At 69.1% G+C, this 21,804-nt stretch carries 16 protein-coding genes; 8 read left to right on the top strand and 8 right to left on the bottom strand.

Annotation, left to right across the window (positions count from 1 at the left end):
• Positions 1-118: 118 nt before the first annotated feature.
• The 3 genes from VMR06_RS07850 to recF all read right to left on the bottom strand — a co-directional run bounded on the left by VMR06_RS07850 (position 119) and on the right by recF (position 5,245).
• Positions 119-1,408, bottom strand: coding sequence for a tetratricopeptide repeat protein (locus VMR06_RS07850; protein WP_325374868.1), 1,290 nt, complete (start codon positions 1,406-1,408; stop codon positions 119-121).
• Between the two features lie 297 nt (positions 1,409-1,705).
• Positions 1,706-4,144, bottom strand: coding sequence for a DNA topoisomerase (ATP-hydrolyzing) subunit B (gene gyrB / locus VMR06_RS07845; protein ID WP_325374866.1), 2,439 nt, complete (start codon positions 4,142-4,144; stop codon positions 1,706-1,708).
• Between the two features lie 87 nt (positions 4,145-4,231).
• Positions 4,232-5,245, bottom strand: coding sequence for a DNA replication/repair protein RecF (gene recF, locus VMR06_RS07840; protein ID WP_325374897.1), 1,014 nt, complete (start codon positions 5,243-5,245; stop codon positions 4,232-4,234).
• On the opposite strand from recF, the gene VMR06_RS07835 reads away from it, so the two are divergent.
• The gene (locus VMR06_RS07835) at positions 5,162-5,359 is read left to right on the top strand and encodes a hypothetical protein (protein WP_325374901.1); all 198 of its coding nucleotides are present in this window, start codon (positions 5,162-5,164) and stop codon (positions 5,357-5,359) included. The genes recF and VMR06_RS07835 overlap by 84 nt on opposite strands.
• Positions 5,360-5,397: 38 nt before the next feature.
• On the opposite strand, the gene dnaN is transcribed toward VMR06_RS07835, so the two are convergent.
• Positions 5,398-6,498 (bottom strand): DNA polymerase III subunit beta, encoded by a 1,101-nt coding sequence (gene dnaN, locus VMR06_RS07830; protein WP_325374864.1) that lies wholly within the window; start codon positions 6,496-6,498, stop codon positions 5,398-5,400.
• Between the two features lie 206 nt (positions 6,499-6,704).
• The gene (gene dnaA / locus VMR06_RS07825; RefSeq protein ID WP_325374862.1) at positions 6,705-8,033 is read right to left on the bottom strand and encodes a chromosomal replication initiator protein DnaA; all 1,329 of its coding nucleotides are present in this window, start codon (positions 8,031-8,033) and stop codon (positions 6,705-6,707) included.
• 263 nt (positions 8,034-8,296) lie between these two features.
• Here dnaA and rpmH point away from each other — a divergent pair, with 263 nt between their 5' ends.
• The 4 genes from rpmH (at position 8,297) to mnmE (ending at position 12,089) form a co-directional block, all read left to right on the top strand.
• Complete coding sequence (gene rpmH / locus VMR06_RS07820) at positions 8,297-8,437, top strand: 50S ribosomal protein L34 (RefSeq protein WP_325374859.1); 141 nt, start codon at positions 8,297-8,299, stop codon at positions 8,435-8,437.
• 15 nt (positions 8,438-8,452) lie between these two features.
• Positions 8,453-8,911, top strand: a complete 459-nt coding sequence (rnpA, locus tag VMR06_RS07815) for a ribonuclease P protein component (RefSeq protein WP_325374857.1) — start codon at positions 8,453-8,455, stop codon at positions 8,909-8,911.
• A 63-nt stretch (positions 8,912-8,974) separates the two neighbouring features.
• Positions 8,975-10,681 carry a membrane protein insertase YidC gene (gene yidC / locus VMR06_RS07810; RefSeq protein WP_325374853.1) on the top strand — a complete coding sequence of 569 codons (1,707 nt, stop codon included), beginning with the start codon at positions 8,975-8,977 and terminating at the stop codon, positions 10,679-10,681.
• A 64-nt stretch (positions 10,682-10,745) separates the two neighbouring features.
• The gene (mnmE, locus tag VMR06_RS07805) at positions 10,746-12,089 is read left to right on the top strand and encodes a tRNA uridine-5-carboxymethylaminomethyl(34) synthesis GTPase MnmE (RefSeq protein ID WP_325374851.1); all 1,344 of its coding nucleotides are present in this window, start codon (positions 10,746-10,748) and stop codon (positions 12,087-12,089) included.
• Between the two features lie 177 nt (positions 12,090-12,266).
• Here mnmE and VMR06_RS07800 read toward each other — a convergent pair whose 3' ends face one another.
• Positions 12,267-12,599 carry a YegP family protein gene (locus VMR06_RS07800; protein ID WP_325374848.1) on the bottom strand — a complete coding sequence of 111 codons (333 nt, stop codon included), beginning with the start codon at positions 12,597-12,599 and terminating at the stop codon, positions 12,267-12,269.
• 103 nt (positions 12,600-12,702) lie between these two features.
• Positions 12,703-14,016 (bottom strand): GntP family permease, encoded by a 1,314-nt coding sequence (locus VMR06_RS07795; RefSeq protein ID WP_325374846.1) that lies wholly within the window; start codon positions 14,014-14,016, stop codon positions 12,703-12,705.
• 197 nt (positions 14,017-14,213) lie between these two features.
• On the opposite strand from VMR06_RS07795, the gene VMR06_RS07790 reads away from it, so the two are divergent.
• The 3 genes from VMR06_RS07790 to VMR06_RS07780 are packed head-to-tail and all read left to right on the top strand — an operon-like array spanning position 14,214 to position 20,878.
• Positions 14,214-16,454, top strand: a complete 2,241-nt coding sequence (locus VMR06_RS07790; protein ID WP_325374842.1) for a TonB-dependent receptor — start codon at positions 14,214-14,216, stop codon at positions 16,452-16,454.
• A gap of 55 nt (positions 16,455-16,509) precedes the next feature.
• Positions 16,510-17,541: a PHB depolymerase family esterase gene (locus VMR06_RS07785; protein WP_325374840.1), complete on the top strand. Its 1,032-nt coding sequence runs from the start codon at positions 16,510-16,512 to the stop codon at positions 17,539-17,541.
• Between the two features lie 43 nt (positions 17,542-17,584).
• Complete coding sequence (locus tag VMR06_RS07780; protein WP_325374838.1) at positions 17,585-20,878, top strand: hybrid sensor histidine kinase/response regulator; 3,294 nt, start codon at positions 17,585-17,587, stop codon at positions 20,876-20,878.
• 62 nt (positions 20,879-20,940) lie between these two features.
• Here VMR06_RS07780 and VMR06_RS07775 read toward each other — a convergent pair whose 3' ends face one another.
• Complete coding sequence (locus VMR06_RS07775; protein WP_325374836.1) at positions 20,941-21,636, bottom strand: response regulator transcription factor; 696 nt, start codon at positions 21,634-21,636, stop codon at positions 20,941-20,943.
• Positions 21,637-21,804: the final 168 nt, after the last annotated feature.

Here is a 21,804-nt window from a genome sequence, read left to right as displayed (position 1 = left end):
TGCGCAGTTCAGTCTCTGATCGGAACAGCGAGCCCTGCACGGTACAACAGCGGGGCTGCGTCACACAAGAGTCGTTCCCGACACGAAAATTCACGCGTTCAGCGGCGTTCGCCACGCGTCACTTCTTCGACGGCCGTGCCAGCTTCTGGCCGGCGCGCACGATCTTGAGTCGCTGCTCGGCCATCTGCTTGCTCGACGGGAACTGCGTGGCCTTCTCCCAGTCGGCGATCGCCGCCGCGCTCTGGCCGGCCGCGTCGCTGGCGTCTCCGCGCAGGATGTAGGCCTCGCCTTCCTGCGACAGGCCGCCCTTGGCGAGCGCCGCGTCGAGCGCCTGCTTGGCCTCCGGATAGCGCTCCTGGTAGTACAGCGCATAGCCGCGCTGGAAATCGACGTAGCCGTCCTTCGCGAACGGCGACGCCTTGGCGTAGGCGTCGATCGCGCAGGTCTCGTCGTCGGCCTGCGAGCACACGTCGCCGAGCAGGCGCCACGGCTCGTAGCCGGGCTCGATGATGCCCTTGTCGAGACCTTCCTTGAGGACCACGGCGGCTTCCTTGTGCTTCTCGCCTGAAGCGTAGAGCTTGGCCAGCTGCAGGTAGTCCTCGCCGGTGCTGATCAGGCCGTCGTTCTTGGCCTTGACCATGACCGCGATCGCCTGGTCGGGCTTGTCGGCGTTGATGTAGACGGTCGCGAGCTGGTTGATCAGCTTCTTGTTCTGCGGATCCTTCGCGAGCTGCTGCTGCAGCACCTGGGCGGCTTGGTCGTACTGGTCGAGTTCGAAATAGCTGGCGATCAGGATCTGGAACCAGCTGTCCTTCGGCTCGTTGGTCATGCCGATCGCCTTGGTCATCTCGGCGGCGGCCTCCTGGAACTTGTCCATGCGGTAGTAGACGTTGGCGCGGATCGCCTGCGTGTCGGCGGTACTCTTTCCGCTCTCGCGCGTGTAGCGGTCGAGTGTCGCCAGCGCTTCGGCGTACTTCTCTTCCTGCAGCTGCAGCTGCGCGACCTGGTACATCGCATCGAAATGGTTGCTGTTGGGCAGCGCATCCATCTGCACCGCCTCGTTGAGCGCCGCGATCGCGCCGGCGCCGTCGTCCTTGCCCCACAGAATCTGGCCTTCCAGCAGCTTGGCGAACGCCAGCGCGTAGGGCTTGGCGCGCTTGTCCTCGGTCACCTTCGCGATCAGCGCGAGCGCCTCGTCGTCCTTGCCGTCGGCGATCAGGTCGTTGGCCTTGTTGAGATCGCGCTGGTTCTTCTCCGACATGTCGGGCTTGGGTTCCTTGCGCGTCGCATTCGGATACGCAACTTCTTCCTTGCCCTTGCTGCCCGACTTCTGCGCGAGCGCGCCTTCGGCGACGAACATCAGCATCAGCGCGCACAAGGCGACGCGGATCAGGTTCTGCAACTTCATGGAGACCTCACCTGAGATAAAGCGGTGAATGAAAATGAACAATACGCGGAGTCAAAACAGCGTACCCCCACCATTACGACCGGCACAAGCACACGGATGCGCGTGGATGTGCTGCGTTGCAACGGATCTGGCGGCGTAGCGATCGAACGCCGCACATGGCTGGCCGGGGTTTCCGGCTGGCTGACGGACCGACAATCTACGATGACCGTCGTAGATTTTCCACTGGCGTCAACGACGTAGCACCGGTGCGCGAATCAGGCGCACCGTCGCCGCGTCGCGCGCGCCGATACGGCGCGCTCAGATGTCCAGATTGCTGACCCGCAGCGCGTTCTGTTCGATGAACTCGCGGCGCGGCTCGACGATGTCGCCCATCAGCGTCGTGAAGATCTGATCGGCCGCCACCGCATCCTCGACGGTGACCTGCAGCAGACGACGCGTGTCGGGATTGACCGTGGTCTCCCAGAGCTGCTCGGGATTCATTTCGCCCAGGCCCTTGAAGCGCTGCACGGTCCGTCCGCGCTTGGCCTCGTCCATCAGCCAGTCGAACGCCTGCGAGAAGCTCGCGATCGCGATCTGCCGGTTGCCGCGGCGCACCTCGGCGCCCGGCAGGATCAGGCCGTCGAGTTCCTGCGCGATCTCGGCGATCGGCCGGTACTCGCCGGACGTGAAGAAAGCCGCCGGCAGCACCTGGGTATGCACCAGACCGTGCTGGTTGCGCTCGACGACCAGGGCGGCCGGATGCTCGGCGGTCGCCGCCTGGATCCGGAACGTGTAGCGCGCCTTGCCGAGACCGGCACCGTTGAGGCGCGTGGCCAGACGCGCCAGCCAGGCCTCGGTGGTCGCCGCGTCCTGCCAGGCGTCGGCAGCCGGTGCCGGCGCGTCGAGCAAGGCCCTCAGCAGGCTCGTGTCGTAACGCGAGCCGAGCCGCTCGATCTGCGCGAGCGCGGCCTGCCAGCCGGTCAGCAGGCGCTCGAGGCCGGCGCCGCTGATCGGCGGCAGCCCGGCACCGTAGACCAGCTCGGCGCCGTCGACCGCGCCGGCGATCAGATAGCCGTTGAGCGCATGATCGTCCTTGAGGTACAGCTCCTGCTTGCCCTGCTTGAGCTTGTACAGCGGCGGCATGCCGATATAGACGTGGCCGCGCTCGATCAGCTCAGGCATCTGCCGGTAGAAAAACGTCAGCAGCAGCGTGCGGATGTGCGAGCCGTCCACGTCCGCGTCGGTCATGATGATGATGCGGTGGTAGCGCAGCTTGTCGGCGTTGAACTCGTCCTTGCCGATGCCGGTGCCGAGCGCGGTGATCAGCGTGCCGACCTCGGCCGAGCCGAGCATGCGGTCGAAGCGGGCCCGTTCGACGTTGAGGATCTTGCCCTTCAGCGGCAGTACGGCCTGGTACTTGCGGTTGCGGCCCTGCTTGGCCGAGCCGCCGGCCGAGTCGCCCTCGACGATGAACAGCTCGCTCAACGCCGGATCCTTCTCCTGGCAGTCGGCCAGCTTGCCCGGCAGGCCGGCGATGTCGAGCGCGCCCTTGCGCCGCGTCATCTCGCGCGCCTTGCGCGCGGCCTCGCGCGCGCGCGCCGCGTCGACGACCTTGGCGCAGATCGCGCGCGCCTCGGCCGGATGCTCGAGCAGGAACTCGTCCAGCTTCTGATTGACGACCTGCTCGACGACGCCCTTGACCTCGCTGGAGACCAGCTTGTCCTTGGTCTGCGACGAGAACTTCGGATCGGGCACCTTGACCGACAGCACCGCGATCAGGCCCTCGCGCATGTCGTCGCCGGACAGCGGCACCTTCGCGGTCTTCTGCAGGCCGGTATTGTCGACGTAGTTGGAGATCGTGCGCGTCAGGGCGGCGCGGAAGCCGGCCAGATGCGTGCCGCCGTCCTTTTGCGGGATGTTGTTGGTGAAGCAGTAGACCGCCTCCTGGTACGCGTCGGTCCACTGCATCGCGACTTCGACCGTGATCGCGTCCTGCTGCATGCTGAAGTTCAGCACATTCGGGTGCAGCGGCGTCTTGAGCTGGGCCAGGTGCTCGACGAACGAGCGGATGCCGCCCTCGTACTCGAAGACGTCATGGCGCGCGCTGCGCTCGTCGATCAGCTCGATCCGCACGCCCGAATTGAGAAACGACAGCTCGCGCAGACGCTTGGCGAGAATCTCGTAGTGGAACTCGATGTTCGTGAACGTCTGCGGGCTCGGCTTGAAGCGCACCGTGGTGCCGCGCTTCGACGACGGCCCGACTTCCTTGAGCGGATACAGCGGCTCGCCGTGCGCGTATTCCTGCTGGTATTCGTGGCCTTCGCGCGCGATGGTCAGCCACAGGTGCTCGGACAGCGCATTGACGACCGAGACGCCGACGCCATGCAGGCCGCCGGAGACCTTGTAGGAGTTGTCGTCGAACTTGCCGCCGGCGTGCAGCACCGTCATGACGACTTCGGCCGTCGAGCGCCCTTCTTCGGGGTGAATGCCGACCGGAATGCCGCGGCCGTTGTCGATGACCGAGACCGACTCGTCGGCGTGGATCGTCACGACGACGTGATCGCAATAGCCGGCCAGGGCTTCGTCGATCGAGTTGTCGACGACCTCGAACACCATGTGGTGCAGGCCGGTGCCGTCATCGGTGTCGCCGATGTACATGCCGGGACGCTTGCGTACGGCTTCCAGGCCCTTCAGAACCTTGATTCTGCTGGAGTCGTATTCGCTGCCGGCGCTGTCGTGATCGGTCATTTCGCTCATGTGGCTCCCGTGGTACCGCCGCACCGCTCTGGCGGCGCGCGGCACGGATTGGAAAACACCCGAGCGGACGGCTCAGGCCATCGGCGATTATAGCAGTCGCCGGACCGTGCCCTGTTCCACGTGGAACAGGCGCGACGACGCATCGGCCGGCAGCGTCAGCGTCGACGTACCGGTCAGCAGCACCTGAGCATCGCTCGCCGATAGCACCGCAATGACCGCCTCGCGATGCGCGTCGTCGAGTTCGGACGCCAGGTCATCGAGGCAGACGATCGGCCAGTGGCCATGGTCTTCGCGGTAGTGCTGCGCCTGGCCGAGAATGCAGACCAGGGCACACAGCTTCTCCTGCCCGCGCGAGAAATATTCGCGGCGCTCGGCACCGGCGAAGCCGAAACCGAGATCGGCCCGATGCGGACCCGCTCGCGTATGGCCGCGGTCGCGGTCGCGGTCGCGCCCCTCGGCCAGTACGTCGGCCAGCGCCTGCCCGGCCGGCCAGCCCGCGTGGAAATCGACCCTGAACTCGCCGAGCTCACCGAGAAACGCGTCCGCCATCGCGACCAGCGCCGGCCGCAGGCGCTCCAGGTAGGTGCGGCGTAAGCGCGTCATCGCTTCGCCCGACGTCGCAAGCTCGAGCTCCCAGACCGCGAGCTCCGCATCCGGCGCGCCGGCGCGCAGCGAAGCGTTACGCTGACGCAGCGCCCGTTGATAACGCCGCCACAAGCCGAGGAAATCCTGTTCCACGTGGAACACACCCCAGTCGAGGTAGGCTCGCCGATGCTCGGCGCCGCCGGCGATCAGCGCATGTGAACCCGGCTCGAAACAGACGATCGCCGAGCGGCCGACCAGCTCGCCGAGCGTCGCCATGCTGCCGTCGACACGTGCTTCGAGCCGCCCGGCGGCCCGAGCCAGCCCCAGGCGTACCGGACGACCCTCGATACCCTCGAGCAGACCGAATACCGAGAAGCCCGACGCGCCGACGCGGACCAGGCCGTCACGCCCGCCGCTGCGGAACGTCCGGCCGTGCGACAGCAGATACGCCGCCTCGAGCACGGTGGTCTTGCCGGCACCATTGCCGCCGACGAACTGATTCCAGCCGGCGCCCAGCGAGACCTCCAGCGCCTCGAACCGGCGCAGATCGATCAGTCTCAATTCGTCCAGACGCATCGGCATGTGCGGATCGCTGCCTACCCAGCTTCAATGAAAAAGGCCCGCATCTGACGCCTGCGGGCCCTCCTCCGGTGTAACGCCGAACGCGGTCAGAGCCGCAGCGGCATGATCACGTGCCGCGTGTCCTCGGTGTCGGGCTTGCGCAGCAGGCAGCTCGACTGGGCGTCGCGCAGGCACAGCAGCACCTCGTCGCTGTCGAGGGCCCCGAGGGCATCCTGCAGATAATTGACGTTGAACCCGACCGACAGCTCCGACACGCCGGTACGCGCCTCGAGCTCCTCGACCGCCTCTTCCTGCTCGGGATTGTGCGCGACGATGCGCAGCCGGTTCGGACCGACCTCGAGCTTCACGCCGCGATACTTCTCGTTCGACAGGATCGCCGCACGCTGCAGGGCCGCGCGCAGTTCCTCGCGATTGACGTGCACTTCCTTGTCGACGCCGATCGGCACGACGGCCTCGTAATCGGGGAAACGCCCGTCGATCAGCTTGGAGGTGAACACCACGCCGCCACGGCGGACACGCAGATGATTGCGGCCGAACTCCAGATCGACCGTGCCCTCGCCGGTTTCGAACAGGCCCTGCAGCTCGAGCACGCCCTTGCGCGGGATGATGATCTGACGGCGTGAACTGATCGTCGCGTCGAGCTTGGTCTCGGCCAGTGCCAGCCGATGGCCGTCGGTCGCGACACAGCGCAACGCATGCTCGCGCAGGTCCAGCAGCATGCCGTTGAGGTAGTAGCGCACATCCTGATGCGCCATCGCGAAAGCGGTGCGATCCATCAGTGCCTTCAGCGCGGCTTCCGGCAGCGTGACGCGTTCGACCAGATCGATCGAATCGATGACCGGGAACTCGGTCGCCGGCAGCGTTGCCAGCGTGAAGCGGCTGCGCCCGGCACTGACCGTCACGCGATCACCGTTCTGTTCCACCTTGATCTTGCTGCCGTCCGGCAATGCGCGGCTGATGTCGAACAGCTTGCGAGCGGGGATCGTCACCTCGCCAGGATCCAAGGATTCGGCATCGGCGCGGGCGATCATCTCGACTTCGAGATCGGTGCCCGTGAACGAAACACCGTCGGTGCCGACCTGCACCAGCAGGTTTGCCAGCACCGGCAGGGTCTGACGGCGCTCCACCACGCCGGTCACCTGCTGCAGCGGTTTCAAGAGAGCTTCGCGTTGAATGCTGAATCGCATGGGCCTCGTCCGTTTCGTTCTGTTATTGGTTTTTGGGGATAGTACGTGGTTGTAGGGCCTGGGGACAACCGAAAAAAGACCAAAATATCCTTTTAAATCATCGTCTTATTTCGTCATCTGACGGTGGGTTTCGCGCCGGTTTCGGTGTGCATCGATTGTGGATAACCCGCGGCGGCCGAAAAGTCCACCTATTATCCACAGCCTGTTCACCCCGTCAGCGCGCGCACGAGTTTTTCCCAGTCCTGACGCAGCCGTCCATCGGTTTCGCGCAGATCGGCGATCGTCCGACAGGCGTGCAGCACGGTCGTATGGTCGCGGCCGCCGAACGCATCGCCGATCTCCGGCAGGCTGTGCTCGGTCAGTTCCTTGGCCAGCGCCATCGCCATCTGCCGCGGCCGCGCGATCGAGCGGCTGCGGTTCTTGGAGAGGAAGTCGGACAGACGCAGCTGGTAGTAGTCCGACACCGTGCGCTGGATGTTCTGGATCGTGATCGCCTGCGCGTGCACGGTCAGCAGATCGCGCAGCGTTTCCTGCGCGAATTCCGCCGTGATCACGTGCCCCTCGAAGTTCGAGCGCGCGACCAGCGTATTGAGCGCACCTTCCAGGTCGCGCACGTTCGAGCGCATGCGCTTGGCGATCAGCACCGCGACCTCTTCGGGCAGCTCCACGCCCTTGCTCTGCGCCTTAGACAGCAGGATCGCCGCACGCGTCTCGAAGTCGGGCGGCTCGACGATCACCGACAGGCCCCAGCCCAGGCGCGACTTCAGCCGCGGCTCGAGGTTCTCGACCTCCTTCGGATAGCGGTCGCAGGTCAGGATGATCTGCTGCTTGCCCTCGAACAGCGCATTGAAGGTGTGGAAGAACTCCTCCTGCGTCGTGTTCTTGCCGGCGAAGAACTGGATGTCGTCGATCAGCAGCGCGTCGACCGAGCGAAACCGGCGCTTGAAGTCGTCCATGTTCTTCTGTGCCAGCGCCTTGACCATGCCGCTGACGAACTGCTCCGAGCGCAGATACAACAGCTTGACGTCCGGGTTGTTGCGCCGCATGAGATTGCCGGCCGCATGCATCAGATGCGTCTTGCCGAGGCCGGTGCCGCCGTAGAGCAGCAGCGGGTTGTAGGCGCGGCCCGGATTCATCGCGACCTGCAGCGCGGCGGCCTTGCCGAGCTGGTTGGACTTGCCCTCGACGAAGGTCTCGAACGTGTAATGCGGATCGAGGTTGGAGTCCTCGCGCTGCTCGCGGCGAGCGACGGTCCGCGCGCCGGTCGCGCCGGCCGGCTCGCGGCCGCGCGCGGCGCTCAGCGAGCCGACGTCGACGCGCACGTTGACCGGATAGCCGGCCAGATGCTCCAGTACCGTCGCGATGCGCGGCAGGAACCGCTCGCGGATCGCCTCCATCGTATAGGCATTGGGCGCAAACAGGCGCAGTCCGGCATCGCTCTCGCTGGCCTGTAGCGGGGCCAGGTAGGTGTGCACATCCTCAGCGGCGGATTCGGATTCAAGCCGCGCCAGGCAGCGCTGCCACAATTCACTCACGGGTCGGGACCTTTGCAGCGGAAGCTTCGTAAAGCCGAGGCGGATGCGGGCCGGTACGGCCGCATCCGCAGTCAGGGGAATGGCGCGGTCGGCGCAGCCGACGGACCAACCGATGAGTCTACCCCAAGCGTCCGGTGCGGACCGGCGCTACGGCGCCTCGCGAACGGTGCCGTCGCTGCGGCCAAGCGCCGGATTTTCCTTGACACAGGCGCGGCGCCGACCTACCATCCGCGGCCTTTTTCCGTTCACGATTCGTCACCGCCATGGCCACGAAACGCACCTATCAGCCCAGCAATCTCAAGCGCGCCCGTGACCATGGGTTCCGCGCCCGCATGAAGACCCGCGGCGGCCGCAAGGTCCTCAACGCGCGTCGTGCGCGCGGTCGCAAGCGCCTCTGCGTTTGACGTTCCGGCGGCGCCATGGGTAGCGCAAGCTTCCCGCGCGCCGCTCGACTGTTGCGGCCCGGCGACTTCGCCGCGCTGCGACGGGCCAGCCGGCGCGTCGGCGCCGATCATTTCCATGCCGAAGCTGCACCGCGAACCAGCGGTCCGCGGCTCGGCATGGCCGTTTCGAAACGCGTCTCCAAGCGCGCCGTCGAACGCAACCGCATCAAGCGGCAGATTCGCGAAAGCTACCGGCATGTCCGCCCGCAACTGCCCGCACTCGACATCCTCGTCGTCGCCCGCACCAGCGCCGCCACTCACGACAACGCGACCCTGCGCGCCGATCTGATCCGGCTCTGGGACAAGCTGCGGCGCCTGGCCGCCGCGGCGCCCGACGGCGTTCGCGTTGAAGCGCCCCCGCGCGAACGGCACAATGGCCAGGTCCCAGCCGCTTCCGGGCGGACCACGACGCCGCCCTCTCCATCGAGCGATTGACCGCGCGCCGGCGCAGCCCGCGCCGGTTCGCCGTGCAGCGCACGAACCACACCGACCTCCACGATGACCAGTCCCCGCCCCTTTCTTCTGCTCGCCCTCCTGCTGCTCGGCTATCTGCTGTGGGAGCAGTGGCGCACCGACTACGGCCAGCCGGCGACGCCGCCGACCGCCGCTGCGACCGCGCCGGCCGCCGATACGGCGCCCGCGGCGATCCCGCTCGACGACGTGCCGTCCGCGTCGGCGGCCCCGGGTGAGGTGCCGGCGACGCCGCGCGCGGAAACTGCCGCGCCGGCCGGCCAGCGCATCGTCGTCGCCACCGACGTGCTGCGTGTGGAGATCGACACGCGCGGCGGCAACGTCGTCGTCGCCGACCTGCTGGCCTACCCGCAGCAGCCCAAGCAACCGCAGCCGGTCCGCCTGCTCGACGACGGCGCCGATGGCTACTTCGTCGCCAACAGCGGCCTGGTCAGCGCGCAGGGCGCGCCGGCCGCGCCCGATCACAACGCGCCGTTCACCGCGTCCGCCACCGAGTACGCGCTGGCGGCCGGCCAGGATCGCGTCGAGGTGCCGCTGACCTGGCAGTCCGACGCCGGACTGACCGTGCGCAAGATCTACACCTTCGAGCGCGGCAGCTACGTGATCGGCCAGCGCCAGGAGATCGTCAACCAGGGCGCCGCGCCGTGGACCGGCAATGCCTATCGCGAACTGCGCCGCGTGCCGCTGGTCGTCGACAAGCGCGGCCTCAAGGGCTACACGAATCCGGAGCAGTACAGCTTCGTCGGCGCGGCCTGGTACAGCCCCGAGCACAAGTTCCAGAAGCTCGCGTTCGACAAGTTCGCCAAGGATCCGTTGAACCTGTCGACGACCGGCGGCTGGGTCGCGATGATCCAGCACTACTTCTTCGCGGCCTGGATTCCGCCGGCCGACCAGGCCGAGCAGTACACGACCGCGAGCCTGCCGGCCAACGGCCAGACGCGCTATCTGATCCGCGCGGTCGCGCCGGCGACGACCGTGGCGCCCGGCGAGACGCGCGCGCTCGAATCGCGCCTCTACGTCGGGCCGAAGATCCAGAGCACGCTCGACGACGTCGCACCGGGCCTGTCGCTGACCGCCAACTACGGCATCTTCACGTTCATCTCGGCGCCGCTGCACTGGGTGCTCGACAAGCTGCACGCGCTGACCGGCAACTGGGGCTTCGCGATCATCCTGCTGGTGTTGCTGATCAAGGCGGTGTTCTACAAGCTCAGCGAAGCGCAGTACCGCTCGATGGCGCGCATGCGCAAGGTCGCGCCGCGCATGCAGGCGCTCAAGGAGCGCTACGGCGACGACCGCCAGAAGCTCAACCAGGCGATGCTGGAGCTCTACCAAAAGGAGAAGATCAATCCGCTCGGCGGCTGCCTGCCGATGCTGATCCAGATCCCGGTGTTCTTCGCGCTGTACTGGGTGCTGATCGAGAGCGTCGAGCTGCGCCAGGCGCCGTTCATCGGCTGGATCCAGAACCTGTCCGCGCCCGATCCGTACTTCGTGCTGCCGATCCTCAATGCCGCGGCGATGCTGCTGACCCAGCATCTGACGCCGATGACCGGCATGGACCCGACGCAGGCCAAGATCATGAAGTTCATGCCGGTCGCGTTCTCGGTGCTGTTCGCGTTCTTCCCGGCCGGCCTGGTGCTGTACTGGGCGACCAACGCGATCCTGTCGCTGATCCAGCAGTACATCATCACCAAGCGCGTCGAGGCCGGCGAACAGACCAAGCCGGCCAAGGCCTGACGACCGGCGCGGCGGCCGATGCGGCAGCCGCGTCGGCCCGAACGCGCAGCGACGAGCCTTCCGCATGTCGAGCGCCGACACCATCGCCGCGATCGCGACACCGCCCGGCAGCGGCAGCGTCGGCATCGTGCGGCTGTCCGGTCCGGCCGCGCCGGCGATCGCCAATGCCCTGCTCGGCCGGCCGCCGCGGCCGCGCCATGCGCACTTCTGCCGCTTCCTCGACGCCGGCGGCCAGGCGATCGACCACGGCCTGCTGATCCACTTCCCGGCGCCGCAGTCGTTCACCGGCGAGCATGTCGTCGAGCTGCAGGCGCACGGCAGCCCGGTCGCGCTGCGCCGGCTGCTCGCGCGCACGGTCGAACTCGGCGCGCGTCAGGCGCGGCCCGGCGAGTTCTCCGAACGCGCCTTCCTCAACGGACGCCTCGATCTGGCCCAGGCCGAGGCGATCGCCGATCTGATCGCGGCCGGCTCCGAAGCCGCCGCGCGATCGGCGATGCGCAGCCTCGACGGCGCGTTCTCGCGCGAGGTGCACGCCGTCACCGAGGCGACGATCCGCCTGCGCGTCTGGATCGAGGCTGCGATCGACTTTCCCGAGGAGGAGATCGATTTTCTCGCCGCGCCCGAACTCGCCCGGGGACTGGCCGATCTGCGCGCGCAACTCGCCGACGTGCTCGCCGGCGCACGCCGCGGCGCGCGTCTCGCCGACGGTCTGCACGTCGTGATCGTCGGCCGCCCGAACACCGGCAAGTCGAGCCTGCTCAATGCGCTCGCCGCCGCCGAGCGCGCGATCGTCACCGACATCCCCGGCACCACGCGCGATGTGCTGCGCGAGTCGATCGACCTCGACGGCGTCGCGCTGACGCTGGTCGACACCGCCGGTCTGCGCGACGCCGACGATCGCGTCGAGCAGGAAGGCATCCGCCGCGCGCGCGCGGAACTCGCGCGTGCCGACGTCGCGATCCTGGTCACCGACGATGCGCAGGCCGAGACCGATCGCGCCCTGCTTCAAGACCTGCCGGCGGCCGCGACGCGGCTGATCGTCCACAACAAGATCGATCTCGACGGCCTCGCGCCGCAGAGCCGGATGCACGAGGGCGTGCTGCATCTGTGGCTGTCCGCGCAAACCGGCGCCGGCCTGCCGCTGCTGACCGCGGAACTGGAGCGCCTCGCCGGCCGCGACGACGCTGGCGAAGGCAGCTACAGCGCTCGAGCGCGCCACGTCGCCGCGCTCGAGCGCGCATCGACATCGCTGCAGGCCGCCGAAGCGGCCTTGACTGAGGCGCGCGCCGGAGAGCTCGCGGCCGAGGAGTTGCGCCAGGTCCAGCACGCGCTCGGCGAGATCACCGGCGAGTTCAGCGACGAGGATCTGCTCGGGCGGATCTTCGCGGATTTCTGTATCGGGAAATAACCGTTCTCGCCGGACGCGAGCATGTCCGTGCGGAACGAACGTGCGCGACCATTCGCGGGCGTTCGATAACGCGAAAGCCCGTGCTTCCCCTCTCGGGCGGGGTGCGGATGCACGCCGCGCGCGATGGCACCACTACCGTCGCAGGCGATTACCGACCGACCGCGCGGCGTGCGGGGGTCAGGTCAGATCCTTGACCGTCTGCGTACCGCCGTTGGCCTTGACGCTGGCGATGCCGGCGTCGCGCGCCGCCTCGCTGCCATACATCTGGCTGGTGCCGATGGTCTGGTGGTTGGCGGCCTTCAGATTGAAGAAGGTCTTGGCGCTGACCGAGGTCTTCTTCTCGTAGCGCGCGTCGTGCGGGCTGTTGGTGCGCACCGAGGCGATACCGTTCTCGGCCGATGCGCGGGTCTGGTACAGCTCGCTGGTCAGGATCGTTTCGGCATTGCCGGCCTTGAGGACGAAACGGAACTGCCCGTCGCTGCTCTTGCTCAACTCGAACCAACCGGCCATGAGTACGCTCCCGTGCTGAGGAATGGACGACGGCGCGGTTCTACGCCAAGTCCGCGTCGCCTGCTGTGTCGTTTTGTGTCGTTGAGCCGCCCGGTACGAAACCTCAGAAGCCCAGCGCGAACATCGTGAAGGCGACCGCCAGGCCGATCAGCGGCACGACGACGGTCATCGCCGCCATCGGGAAATACGCGGCCTTGTGCGTCTCGCCGCAGACCGCGCGGATCGTCGTGACGATGTAGCCGTTGTGCGGCATCGCATCGAGCGTGCCGGACGCCAGCGCGACCGAGCGGTGCAGCTGCGACGGATCGACACCCTGCGCCAGGTACAGCGGCGCGAGGATCGGCAGCGCGATCGCCTGGCCGCCGGAGGCGCTGCCGGTCATCGCGGCGATGACCGCGACCGCGAACGCGGCGTTGACGACGCCGTGGCCGGGCAGGTGGGTGATCCAGTCGACCGCGAGCGCGAAGCCCGGCACGGCCTTGGCGACCGCGCCGAAGCCGACCACGGCGGCGGTATTGCCGATCGCGATCAGCGCGTCGGCGCTGCCGGCGCCGAGCGCGGCGCCGGGCGCCTGCAGATGGCGCCAGCCGACCGCGGCGGTCAGCACGCAGCCGGCCAGCAGCGCGACGATCAGCGCCGCGGTGTGCAGGCGCTCGTGCAGCAGGAAGCTCAGCACCAGCACGGCCAGCAGCGGCACCAGCGACAGCAGTGGCGAGGGCAGCACCTGGCGGCTGTCGACCGGATCGCCCTCGCGCGGCTCGAAGCGCTCGCCGCGCGCCTTGGCGCGGCCGATCATCCAGTTGAGCCAGGCCTGGCCGATGATCGCCATCACGATCGCGGCGGCCAGGCTGGCCTGCCAGGCGGCCCAGGGCGAGGTGCCGAGGTACTTGATCGGGATCCAGTTCTGGATCTCCGGCGAGCCGGCCGCGGTCATCGTGATCGAGATCGAGCCGAAGCCGAGCGCGGCCGGAATGAAGCGGCGCGGCAGATCGGCCGCGCGAAACAGGCTGAGCGCGGTCGGATAGACCGAGAACGCGACGACGAACAGGCTGACGCCGCCGTAGGTCAGCACGATGCAGGCGATCACGATCGCCAGCGCCGCGTGGCGCGGACCGATCGTGCGCAGCACCCAGCGCGCGACGCTGTCGGCGGCGCCGCTGTCCTGCATCAGCTTGCCGAAGATGCAGCCGAACAGGAACATGAAAAACCAGCTGGCGATGAAGCCGCTGAAGCCCTGCATATAGCTGCCGAGCGCGTCGGTGACGGCGGGCTCGCCGTCGGGCGGCAGCAGCGGCAGGCCGCTCGAAAGCGCGACGACCGCCGCGCAGACCGGCGTGGCGATGAACAGGCTCACGCCGCGCATCGCCATGACGATGAGCAGCGCGAGGCCGGCCAGAAGGCCGAGCAGACTCAGCATGGGAATTCCCCGGACTTGCGATCGCGGCCAGTATCCGGAGCGCCACCGGGCCCCGGCATTGTACGAAGGTACAACTGCCTCGAACGGCAGCCCGCCCGCAGACTGCGCGCCGATCGGGCCATGTCCCGCGCTCGGCCGAGCGCGCGCGTCGCCCCGGCCCGCCACGAATAACAACGCCACGCAGCGAGGGGGATCTCATGAAGCGCAATCATCTCAGTATGACCATCGGTCTGGTGCTCGGACTCCTCGCCGCACCGTGGGCCGGCGCCCAGGACGCGCCGGCCGCCGCACCGGCGAGCGACGGCGAGATCGAGCGCCTGGACGGCATCACGGTCACCGCGCGCCGCCGCGAGGAGAGCATCCAGGACGTGCCAGTGTCGGTGTCGGCGTTCGGCGAGCAGGACCTGCAGCAGATCCAGGCGCAGAACATCGACAGCCTGCAGGGCTCGGTGCCGAACATGAACATCGTGCAGGGCCGCGGCTCGTCGGGTGCGGTCAACGTCTTCATCCGCGGCATCGGCCAGCCCGACGCGTTGCAGACCTTTGATCCGGGCGTGGGCATGTACGTCGACGACGTCTACTACTCACGCATCCAGGGCGCGCTGTTCGGCCTCTACGACGTCGACCACATCGAGGTGCTGCGCGGCCCGCAGGGCACGCTGTACGGCAAGAACTCGACCGGCGGCGCGATCAAGATCGTCACGCGCGAGCCCGGCGACACGACCGAAGGCAACGTCGAGATCACGGCCGGCCGCTACGGCCTGTTCGAGACCAAGGCCTATGCCGCGATGCCGCTCAACGAGCACTGGGGCCTCAGCGCCGCGCTGATGAGCACCGGCAACGACGGCTACGTGAAGGATCCGGATACCGGCAAGCGCTACAACCAGAACGACACCGAGGCGATGCGCGTGAAGCTGGTCGGCCGGCCGACCGACACCTTCAAGGCGGTGTTCTCGCTCGACTACACGCACCAGGACAACCCGCTGACACTCGGCAATCCCGAGGCGCCGCTGATCCAGACCAATCTGCCGACCGGAACCAACGTGCTGCTCGAGCCGCGCGGCGGCGAGTACGACTTCCGCACACGTACCTCGTTCGGTCCCGACGACGGTCAGAAGCTGATCCACAAGGGCGCCGCGGCCAATCTGACCTGGAACGTCTCGGACGCCTGGTCGATCAAGAGCATCACCGCGTACCGGCAGCTGGTGTCCAAGTCCTACATCGACATCGACGCCTCGCAGTTCTCGCTCGGTGACGTCTACGTCGGCATCGACCAGAACCAGTTCAGCCAGGAGCTGCAGGCGCAGTTCGACAACGGCGGTCCGCTGCAGGCGACCTACGGCGTGTACTTCCTGCGCGAGCACGTGCCGTCCGAGCAGTACGCCTGGGCCGACGACCTCTACACGGTCGCGACGCTGCCGGTCACGTTCCTGCGCACGATCGGCGACGATCTCAACACGCGCAGCTACGCGGCCTACGGCCAGGTCAACTGGGAGTTCGCGCCGTCCTGGACGCTCGGCGCGGGCCTGCGCTACACGCGCGAGCGCAAGGAGTACGACCGCACCACGTCCACGTTCTGGGGGCCGCTGCTGGCCGCGCTCGATGGCACGGTCGCGTTCGACGCGAGCAAGAGCTGGGACGCCTGGACGCCGTCGCTGAGCCTGACCAAGGCATTCTCCGATCGCGTGATGGGCTACGTCTCGGCCAACCGCGGCTTCAAGTCCGGCGGCTTCAACGGCCGCGCCAATGCGGCCGCCGAGGCGGCACGGCCGGAGTTCGATCCGGAGTTCGTGTGGACATACGAGGCCGGCCTCAAGACCGCCTCGGCCGACGGCCGCCTGATCGGCAACCTCAGCGTGTTCCACAGCGAGTACAAGAACTTCCAGGCGCGCGTCAGCGGCGAGGAGGTCGGCAGCTTCCCGGTGCTCAACGCAGCCAAGCTGAAGATGGACGGTGTCGAGTTCGAGGGCGTCGCGCTGGTCGGCGAGGGCACGCGCCTGTCGGCGCAGATCGGCTGGATGGACGCGCGCTACGCCTCGTTCGACGACCCGCGCGTGGCCGCCAATCCGATCTACGCGAACCTGCACGACCACGTCCCGTTCTCGCCGGAGTGGACCGCGCGCATCGCGGCCAGCCACAGCTTCATGCTCGGCGACGCCGGCAGCCTGACCGTCGGCGGCGACTATTCGTACCGGTCCGAGGCCTGGCTCAGCGTCGACAACCGCGACGTGCTGCGGCAGAGCGGATTCGGCCTGGCCGGCCTGTTCGGGATCTGGGATTCGCCGAGCCTCAAGTGGCAGCTGCGCGGCGGCGTGCGCAACCTGACCGACAAGGTCTACAAGACCGACGCGCAGGAGTTCTCGAGCGTCGGCAACATCCAGACCGCGTACTACGGCATGCCGCGCAACTACTATGTGACCGCGCGCTACAGCTTCTGAGCGATCCCCGCGCGGCCTGACCCGCCGCGCTTCGTTTCATCCGGAGGAAGAGCCGATGTCCCTGCCCTCGCCGCACCGCCGTGCCGGTCTTCTGGCCGCCGTGCTGACCAGCCTCGCGCTCGGCGCCTGCGCGAAGGAACCCGGCGCGGCGCTGCCGCGCATCGCGCTGGCCGGCGATCGCGTCATGGTCGCCGGCCTGTCGTCGGGCGCCTACATGGCCACGCAGGCGCACCTGGCGCTGTCGGACCGCATCCACGGCGCGGCCCTGGTCGCCGGCGGTCCGTACGGCTGCGCCGGCGGCAAGCTCGAAACCGCGCTCGGCACCTGCATGAAGGGCGAGCCCGCGCCCGACGTCGCGGCCCTGGTCCGGCAGGCGGCCGCGCGCGCCGACCAAGGCGCGATCGCGAAGCTGGCGCATCTGGCCGGCGATCGCGTCTTCGTGCTGCACGGACGCCGCGACGCCACGGTCGCCGAGCCGGTCGCGCGCGCGGCCGCGGCGTTCTACGAGGGTCTGCGCGCCGAGGTCCCGGCGCTGTCCTCGCTGACGGTCACCTGGGACGGCGATCGCGACTTTCCGCATCTGCTGCCGACGGCCGACGGCGCCGCGCCGTGCGAATCGGCCGCGCCGTACCTCGGCAACTGCGGCTACGACGCGGCCGGCGCGATCTTCGCGGCGCTGTACGGTGCGCCGCCGCGGCCGGCGGCGAGCGCCGAAGGCACGCTGATCGCGTTCGACCAGCGGCCGTTCGCGCCGGCCGGCAAGGCGACCGAGCTGGCCGAGGAAGGCCGCCTGTACCTGCCCAAGGCCTGCGCCGAGGGTGCGAGCTGCGGCGTGCTGATCGCGCTGCACGGCTGCCAGCAGAACGTCGAGACGGTCGGCGAGGCCTTCGTGCGCGATGCCGGTTTCAACCGCTGGGCCGACGTCTACGGCGTCGCCGTGCTGTACCCTCAGACGCACGCCAGCCTGGCGCCGCTGAATCCGAAAGCATGCTGGGACTGGTGGGGGTACACGGGCGCCGACTACGACACGCGCGGCGGCGCGCAGATCGCCTGGCTCGCCAACGTGCTCGACGCGCTGAAGCGCTGATCGCGCCGGCGCCGGTCCTTGCCGGCGAGCGCGGAGCGGCGCGATGCTGAGCCTGCTGGTCGTCGCCGCCAGCCTGGTCTGGCTCGGCCTGCTGTTCGCCGCGGCGGTCTGGGGCGAGCGCCATCCGGACGGCTTGGCGCGGCGCTGGTCGTACGTCTACGCGCTGTCGCTGGCGGCCTACTGCACCTCGTGGACGTTCTACGGCACGGTCACCCAGGCCGCGCGCTCGGGCTGGTGGCTGCCGCCGACCTTCGTCGGCACGATCCTGCTCTACGTGTTCGGCTTCGGCCTGCTGCAGCGGCTGGTGCGCCTGGTCCAGGACACGCACAGCACCTCGATCGCCGATCTGGTCGCCGCGCGGCTCGGCAAGGATTCGCGGCTGGCGGCCGCGATCACGCTGGTCGCGATCCTCGGCATCGTTCCGTACATCGCGCTGCAGCTCAAGGCGGTCGCGATGAGCTTCAACCTGCTCACGCGCGCCGCCGCGCTGGAGGCGCCGCCGTGGCACGACAGCGCGCTCTACGTCGCGCTGGTGCTGGCGCTGTTCGCGATGCTGTTCGGCACGCGCAGCGTCAGCACGGCCGAGCACAACCGCGGCCTGGTGCTGGCGATCGCGCTGGAATCGCTGCTCAAGCTCGGCGCGATGCTCGCGATCGGCGCCTGGGTGCTGCTCGACTACGGCTGGCCGGACGCGCCGCCCGATGCACCGACCAGCGCGAGCGGCTTTCCGGGCCTCATCGTGCTCGGCGTGCTGGCGCTGTTCACGCTGCCGCATCTCTATCACGTCGGCGTCGCCGAATGTCGCGACGTGCGCCATCTGCGCACCGCGCGCTGGCTGTTTCCGCTGTACATGGGCCTGATTGCGCTGCCGCTGCTGCCGCTGGCGCGTGCCGGCGACCTGCGCCTGGGCGCGCTGGACGTGCCGTCGGATCTGTACGTGCTGGCGCTGCCGCTGGCCGACGGCAACGGCGTGCTCGCGCTGCTGGCGTTCCTCGGTGGCCTCAGCGCCGCGACCGGCATGGTCGTGGTCGCCACGCTCGCGCTGAGCCTGATGATCGGCAATCACTGGCTGACGCCGCTGCTGGTGCGCGGCGCGTGGCGGCAGAACGTCGGCGACCTGCGCGGCAGCGTGCTGCGCCAGCGCCGCGTGGCGATCCTGATCGTGGTCCTGCTGGCCTGGGTCTACAGCCGAGCGACCAGCGGCAGCGAAGCGCTGGCCGACATCGGCGCGCTGTCGTTCTCGGGCCTCGGCACGCTGGCGCCGGCGGTGCTGTTCGCAATGCTGCGGCCGCAGACGCCGCCGCGTGCGGTCCTGTTCGGCCTGGCCGCCGGCGTCGCGGTCTGGACCTGGTGCCTGCTGGTGCCGACGCTGGCCACGCCGGCCTGGCTCGATTCGGGTCCGTTCGGGCTGGCCTGGCTCGCCCCCGATCACCTGCTCGGGCTCTCGGGCTGGAGCCGCCTCAGCCGTGCGGTCGTGCTGAGCCTGCTGGTCGAGACCGCGGTGACGCTGCTGCTGGCGGCGCGTGCGACGCGACCGCAGCCGGTCGAGACCGCCGAGCTCGACGTCGCGACGCTGCGCGATCTGGGCTGGCGCTTCCTGCCGTCCGAGCGCGTCGATCATCTGATCGGCGAGCCGCGACAGGGTATCGCCGACCACGGCCAGATCGAGCGCGTCGAGCGCGAGCTGGCGACCGTGTTCGGTGCGGCCTCGGCGCGGCTGCTGCTCGATGCGGCGCGGCGCGAGCACGGCCGCGATCTGGACACCGTCGCGACGATCGTCGGCGAAGCCTCGCAGGCGCTGCGCTTCAATCAGCGCCTGCTCGAGGCGGCGCTCGAGAACATGACGCAGGGCATCAGCGTGGTCGATCGCGATCTCCACCTGGTCGCCTGGAACGCGCGCTACGCGCAGCTGTTCGGGTTCCCGGCGGCCTTGCTGCAGGTCGGCCGGCCGATCGCCGACCTGGCCGCACATGCGCTGCGCTCGGAAGGTCGCGACGAGGCCGAGGTCGCGCGCATGGTCGCGCGCCGCCTGCGGCACATGCGCGCCGGTACGCCGCTGCTGTCCGAGCGCCGCTTCCCGGACGGCAGCCTGATCGAGATCCGCGGCAATCCGATGCCCGGCGGCGGCTTCGTCGCGACGTTCACCGACGTCACCGCGTTCCGCCAGGCCGAGGCCGGACTCAAGCAGGTCGCCGAGCACCTCGAGCTGCGCGTGGCCGAACGCACCGCGGCGCTGGCACGCGCCAGTGCCGCCGCCGAGCAGGCCAACCAGGCCAAGACGCGTCTGCTCGCGGCGGTCAGCCACGATCTGGCCCAGCCGCTCAACGCGGCGCATCTGTTCGTGCACGCGCTCGCGCAGCGGCCGATGCACGCGGAATACCGCGAGTCGCTCGCGCACATCGACGGCGCGCTCGGCTCGGCCGAGGAACTGCTGGCCGGCCTGCTCGACGTCTCGCGTCTGGACGCCGGCGGCCTGGTGCCGGTGCGGCAGTCGTTCCGCGCCGACGCGCTGCTGCGCGGGCTGGCCGCCGAGTTCGGCGTACTCGCGCAGCAGAAGGGCCTCGCGCTGCGCTACGCCGCCTCGTCGGTCTGGCTCGACAGCGATCCGCAGCTGCTGCGGCGCGTGCTGCAGAATTTCCTCGCCAATGCGGTGCGCTACACGCAGCGCGGTCGCATCGTGATCGGCGTGCGCCGCGCCGGCGCCACGGCGCGGATCGAGGTCTGGGACAGCGGCCCCGGCATCGCGACGGCCGATCGCGCGCTGATCTTCGAGGAGTTCCGCCGGCTCGGCCACGACGGCCAGGGCCTGGGCCTCGGCCTGTCGATCGCCGATCGCATCACGCGCCTGCTCGGTCATGCCTTGAGCCTGCGCTCGTGGCCGGGCCGCGGCAGCGTATTCGCGGTCGAGGTGCCGCTCGGACGGCCGCTCGCGCAGGTACCCGCGCAGGCACCTGCTGCGCGCGTCGAGGCGCCGGCCGCTCGCGTGCTGGTCGTCGACAACGACGCGGCGGTGCGCCGTGCGATGGCCGGCCTGCTCGATGGCTGGGGCTGCCAGGTGCGCATCGCCGCCGATGCGGTGCAGGCGCGCGCGGCCTCGGCCGACGGCTGGCCGGATCTGCTGATCGTCGATTTCCATCTCGACGGCGGCGCGACCGGCCTCGAGCTGCGCGAGGGCCTGGCCGCGGCCGCGCGCATGCGGCCGTGCATCGTCGTCACCGCCGATCACGGCGAGGCCGTGCGCGCCGCTGTCGCGGCGGCCGGCTGCCATCTGCTCTACAAGCCGCTCAAGCCGCTGGCGCTGAAGTCGCTGATGGCGCGCCTGCTGCCGAGCGCCTGACGCGGTGTGCCGGTTCGGTGGCCGGCATCGGCATCGATGCGCTCGCTGCTGTCGTCACGCCGTCAGTGCGGGAGTCGGCCCTCGCCGGCCGCTGCGGCATCGGGCGGGGCCTCGCCGGCGGCGATCCGCAGCGTGCTCAGCAGCACGCCGGCCTGAGTCCGGTTGCGCACGCCGAGCTTCTCGAAGATCGCGGTGACATGCGCCTTGACGGTGCGTTCCTGGATCGACAGCGCGTCGGCGATCTGCTTGTTGAGCCGGCCTTCGGCGACCAGGGTCAGCACGCGGAACTGCTGCGGGCTCAGGCTGTTGAGCCGTGCCGCCAGCGTGCCGTCGTCGGCCGCGACCTCGCCGGCCGCGACCGCGGCGCGATGCTCGGGCGGGATCCAGGTGCGGCAGTCGAGGATCGCGCGCAATGCGGTCTGCAGGTCTTCCAGCGCGGCACGCTTGGCGATGAAGCCGGCCGCGCCGTAGGCGAGTGCGCGCCGGATCGTGTCCGGATCGTCGTGCGCCGACACCATCGCGACCGCGATGCTCGGATACTCGGCGCGCAGCGCGGCCAGTCCCATCAGGCCCTGGCTGCCGGGCATGTGCAGGTCGAGCAGGACCAGGTCGGTATCGGGTTGCTCGAGCAGGTGCGCACGCGCCGCGTCGAGGTCGGCAGCCTCGGCGATCCGCGCCGACGCGTCGAGCCCCGCGACCGCCTGGCGCAGTGCCAGCCGGAACAGCGGATGGTCGTCGGCGATCAGCACCTTGAGCATCGGTCACGCGGCGGCGGGGAACGATCCGCGAGCATACCGCGCCGGCCTGCGACTTTCGTACGATGGCCGCATCCGCGCCGGCGCGTATTGTGGGCCGATGTCCCGACTCCGCATCGCCGTTCCCGTACTCGCGCTCGTGCTGGCCGCCTGCGCGCCGACCGCCGCCGT

Source organism: Dokdonella sp. (assembly GCF_035511235.1).
Taxonomy (GTDB): domain Bacteria; phylum Pseudomonadota; class Gammaproteobacteria; order Xanthomonadales; family Rhodanobacteraceae; genus Dokdonella.
The sequence above is the reverse complement of the archived record's forward strand: the minus strand, read 5'-3'. Positions and strand labels throughout refer to the sequence as shown.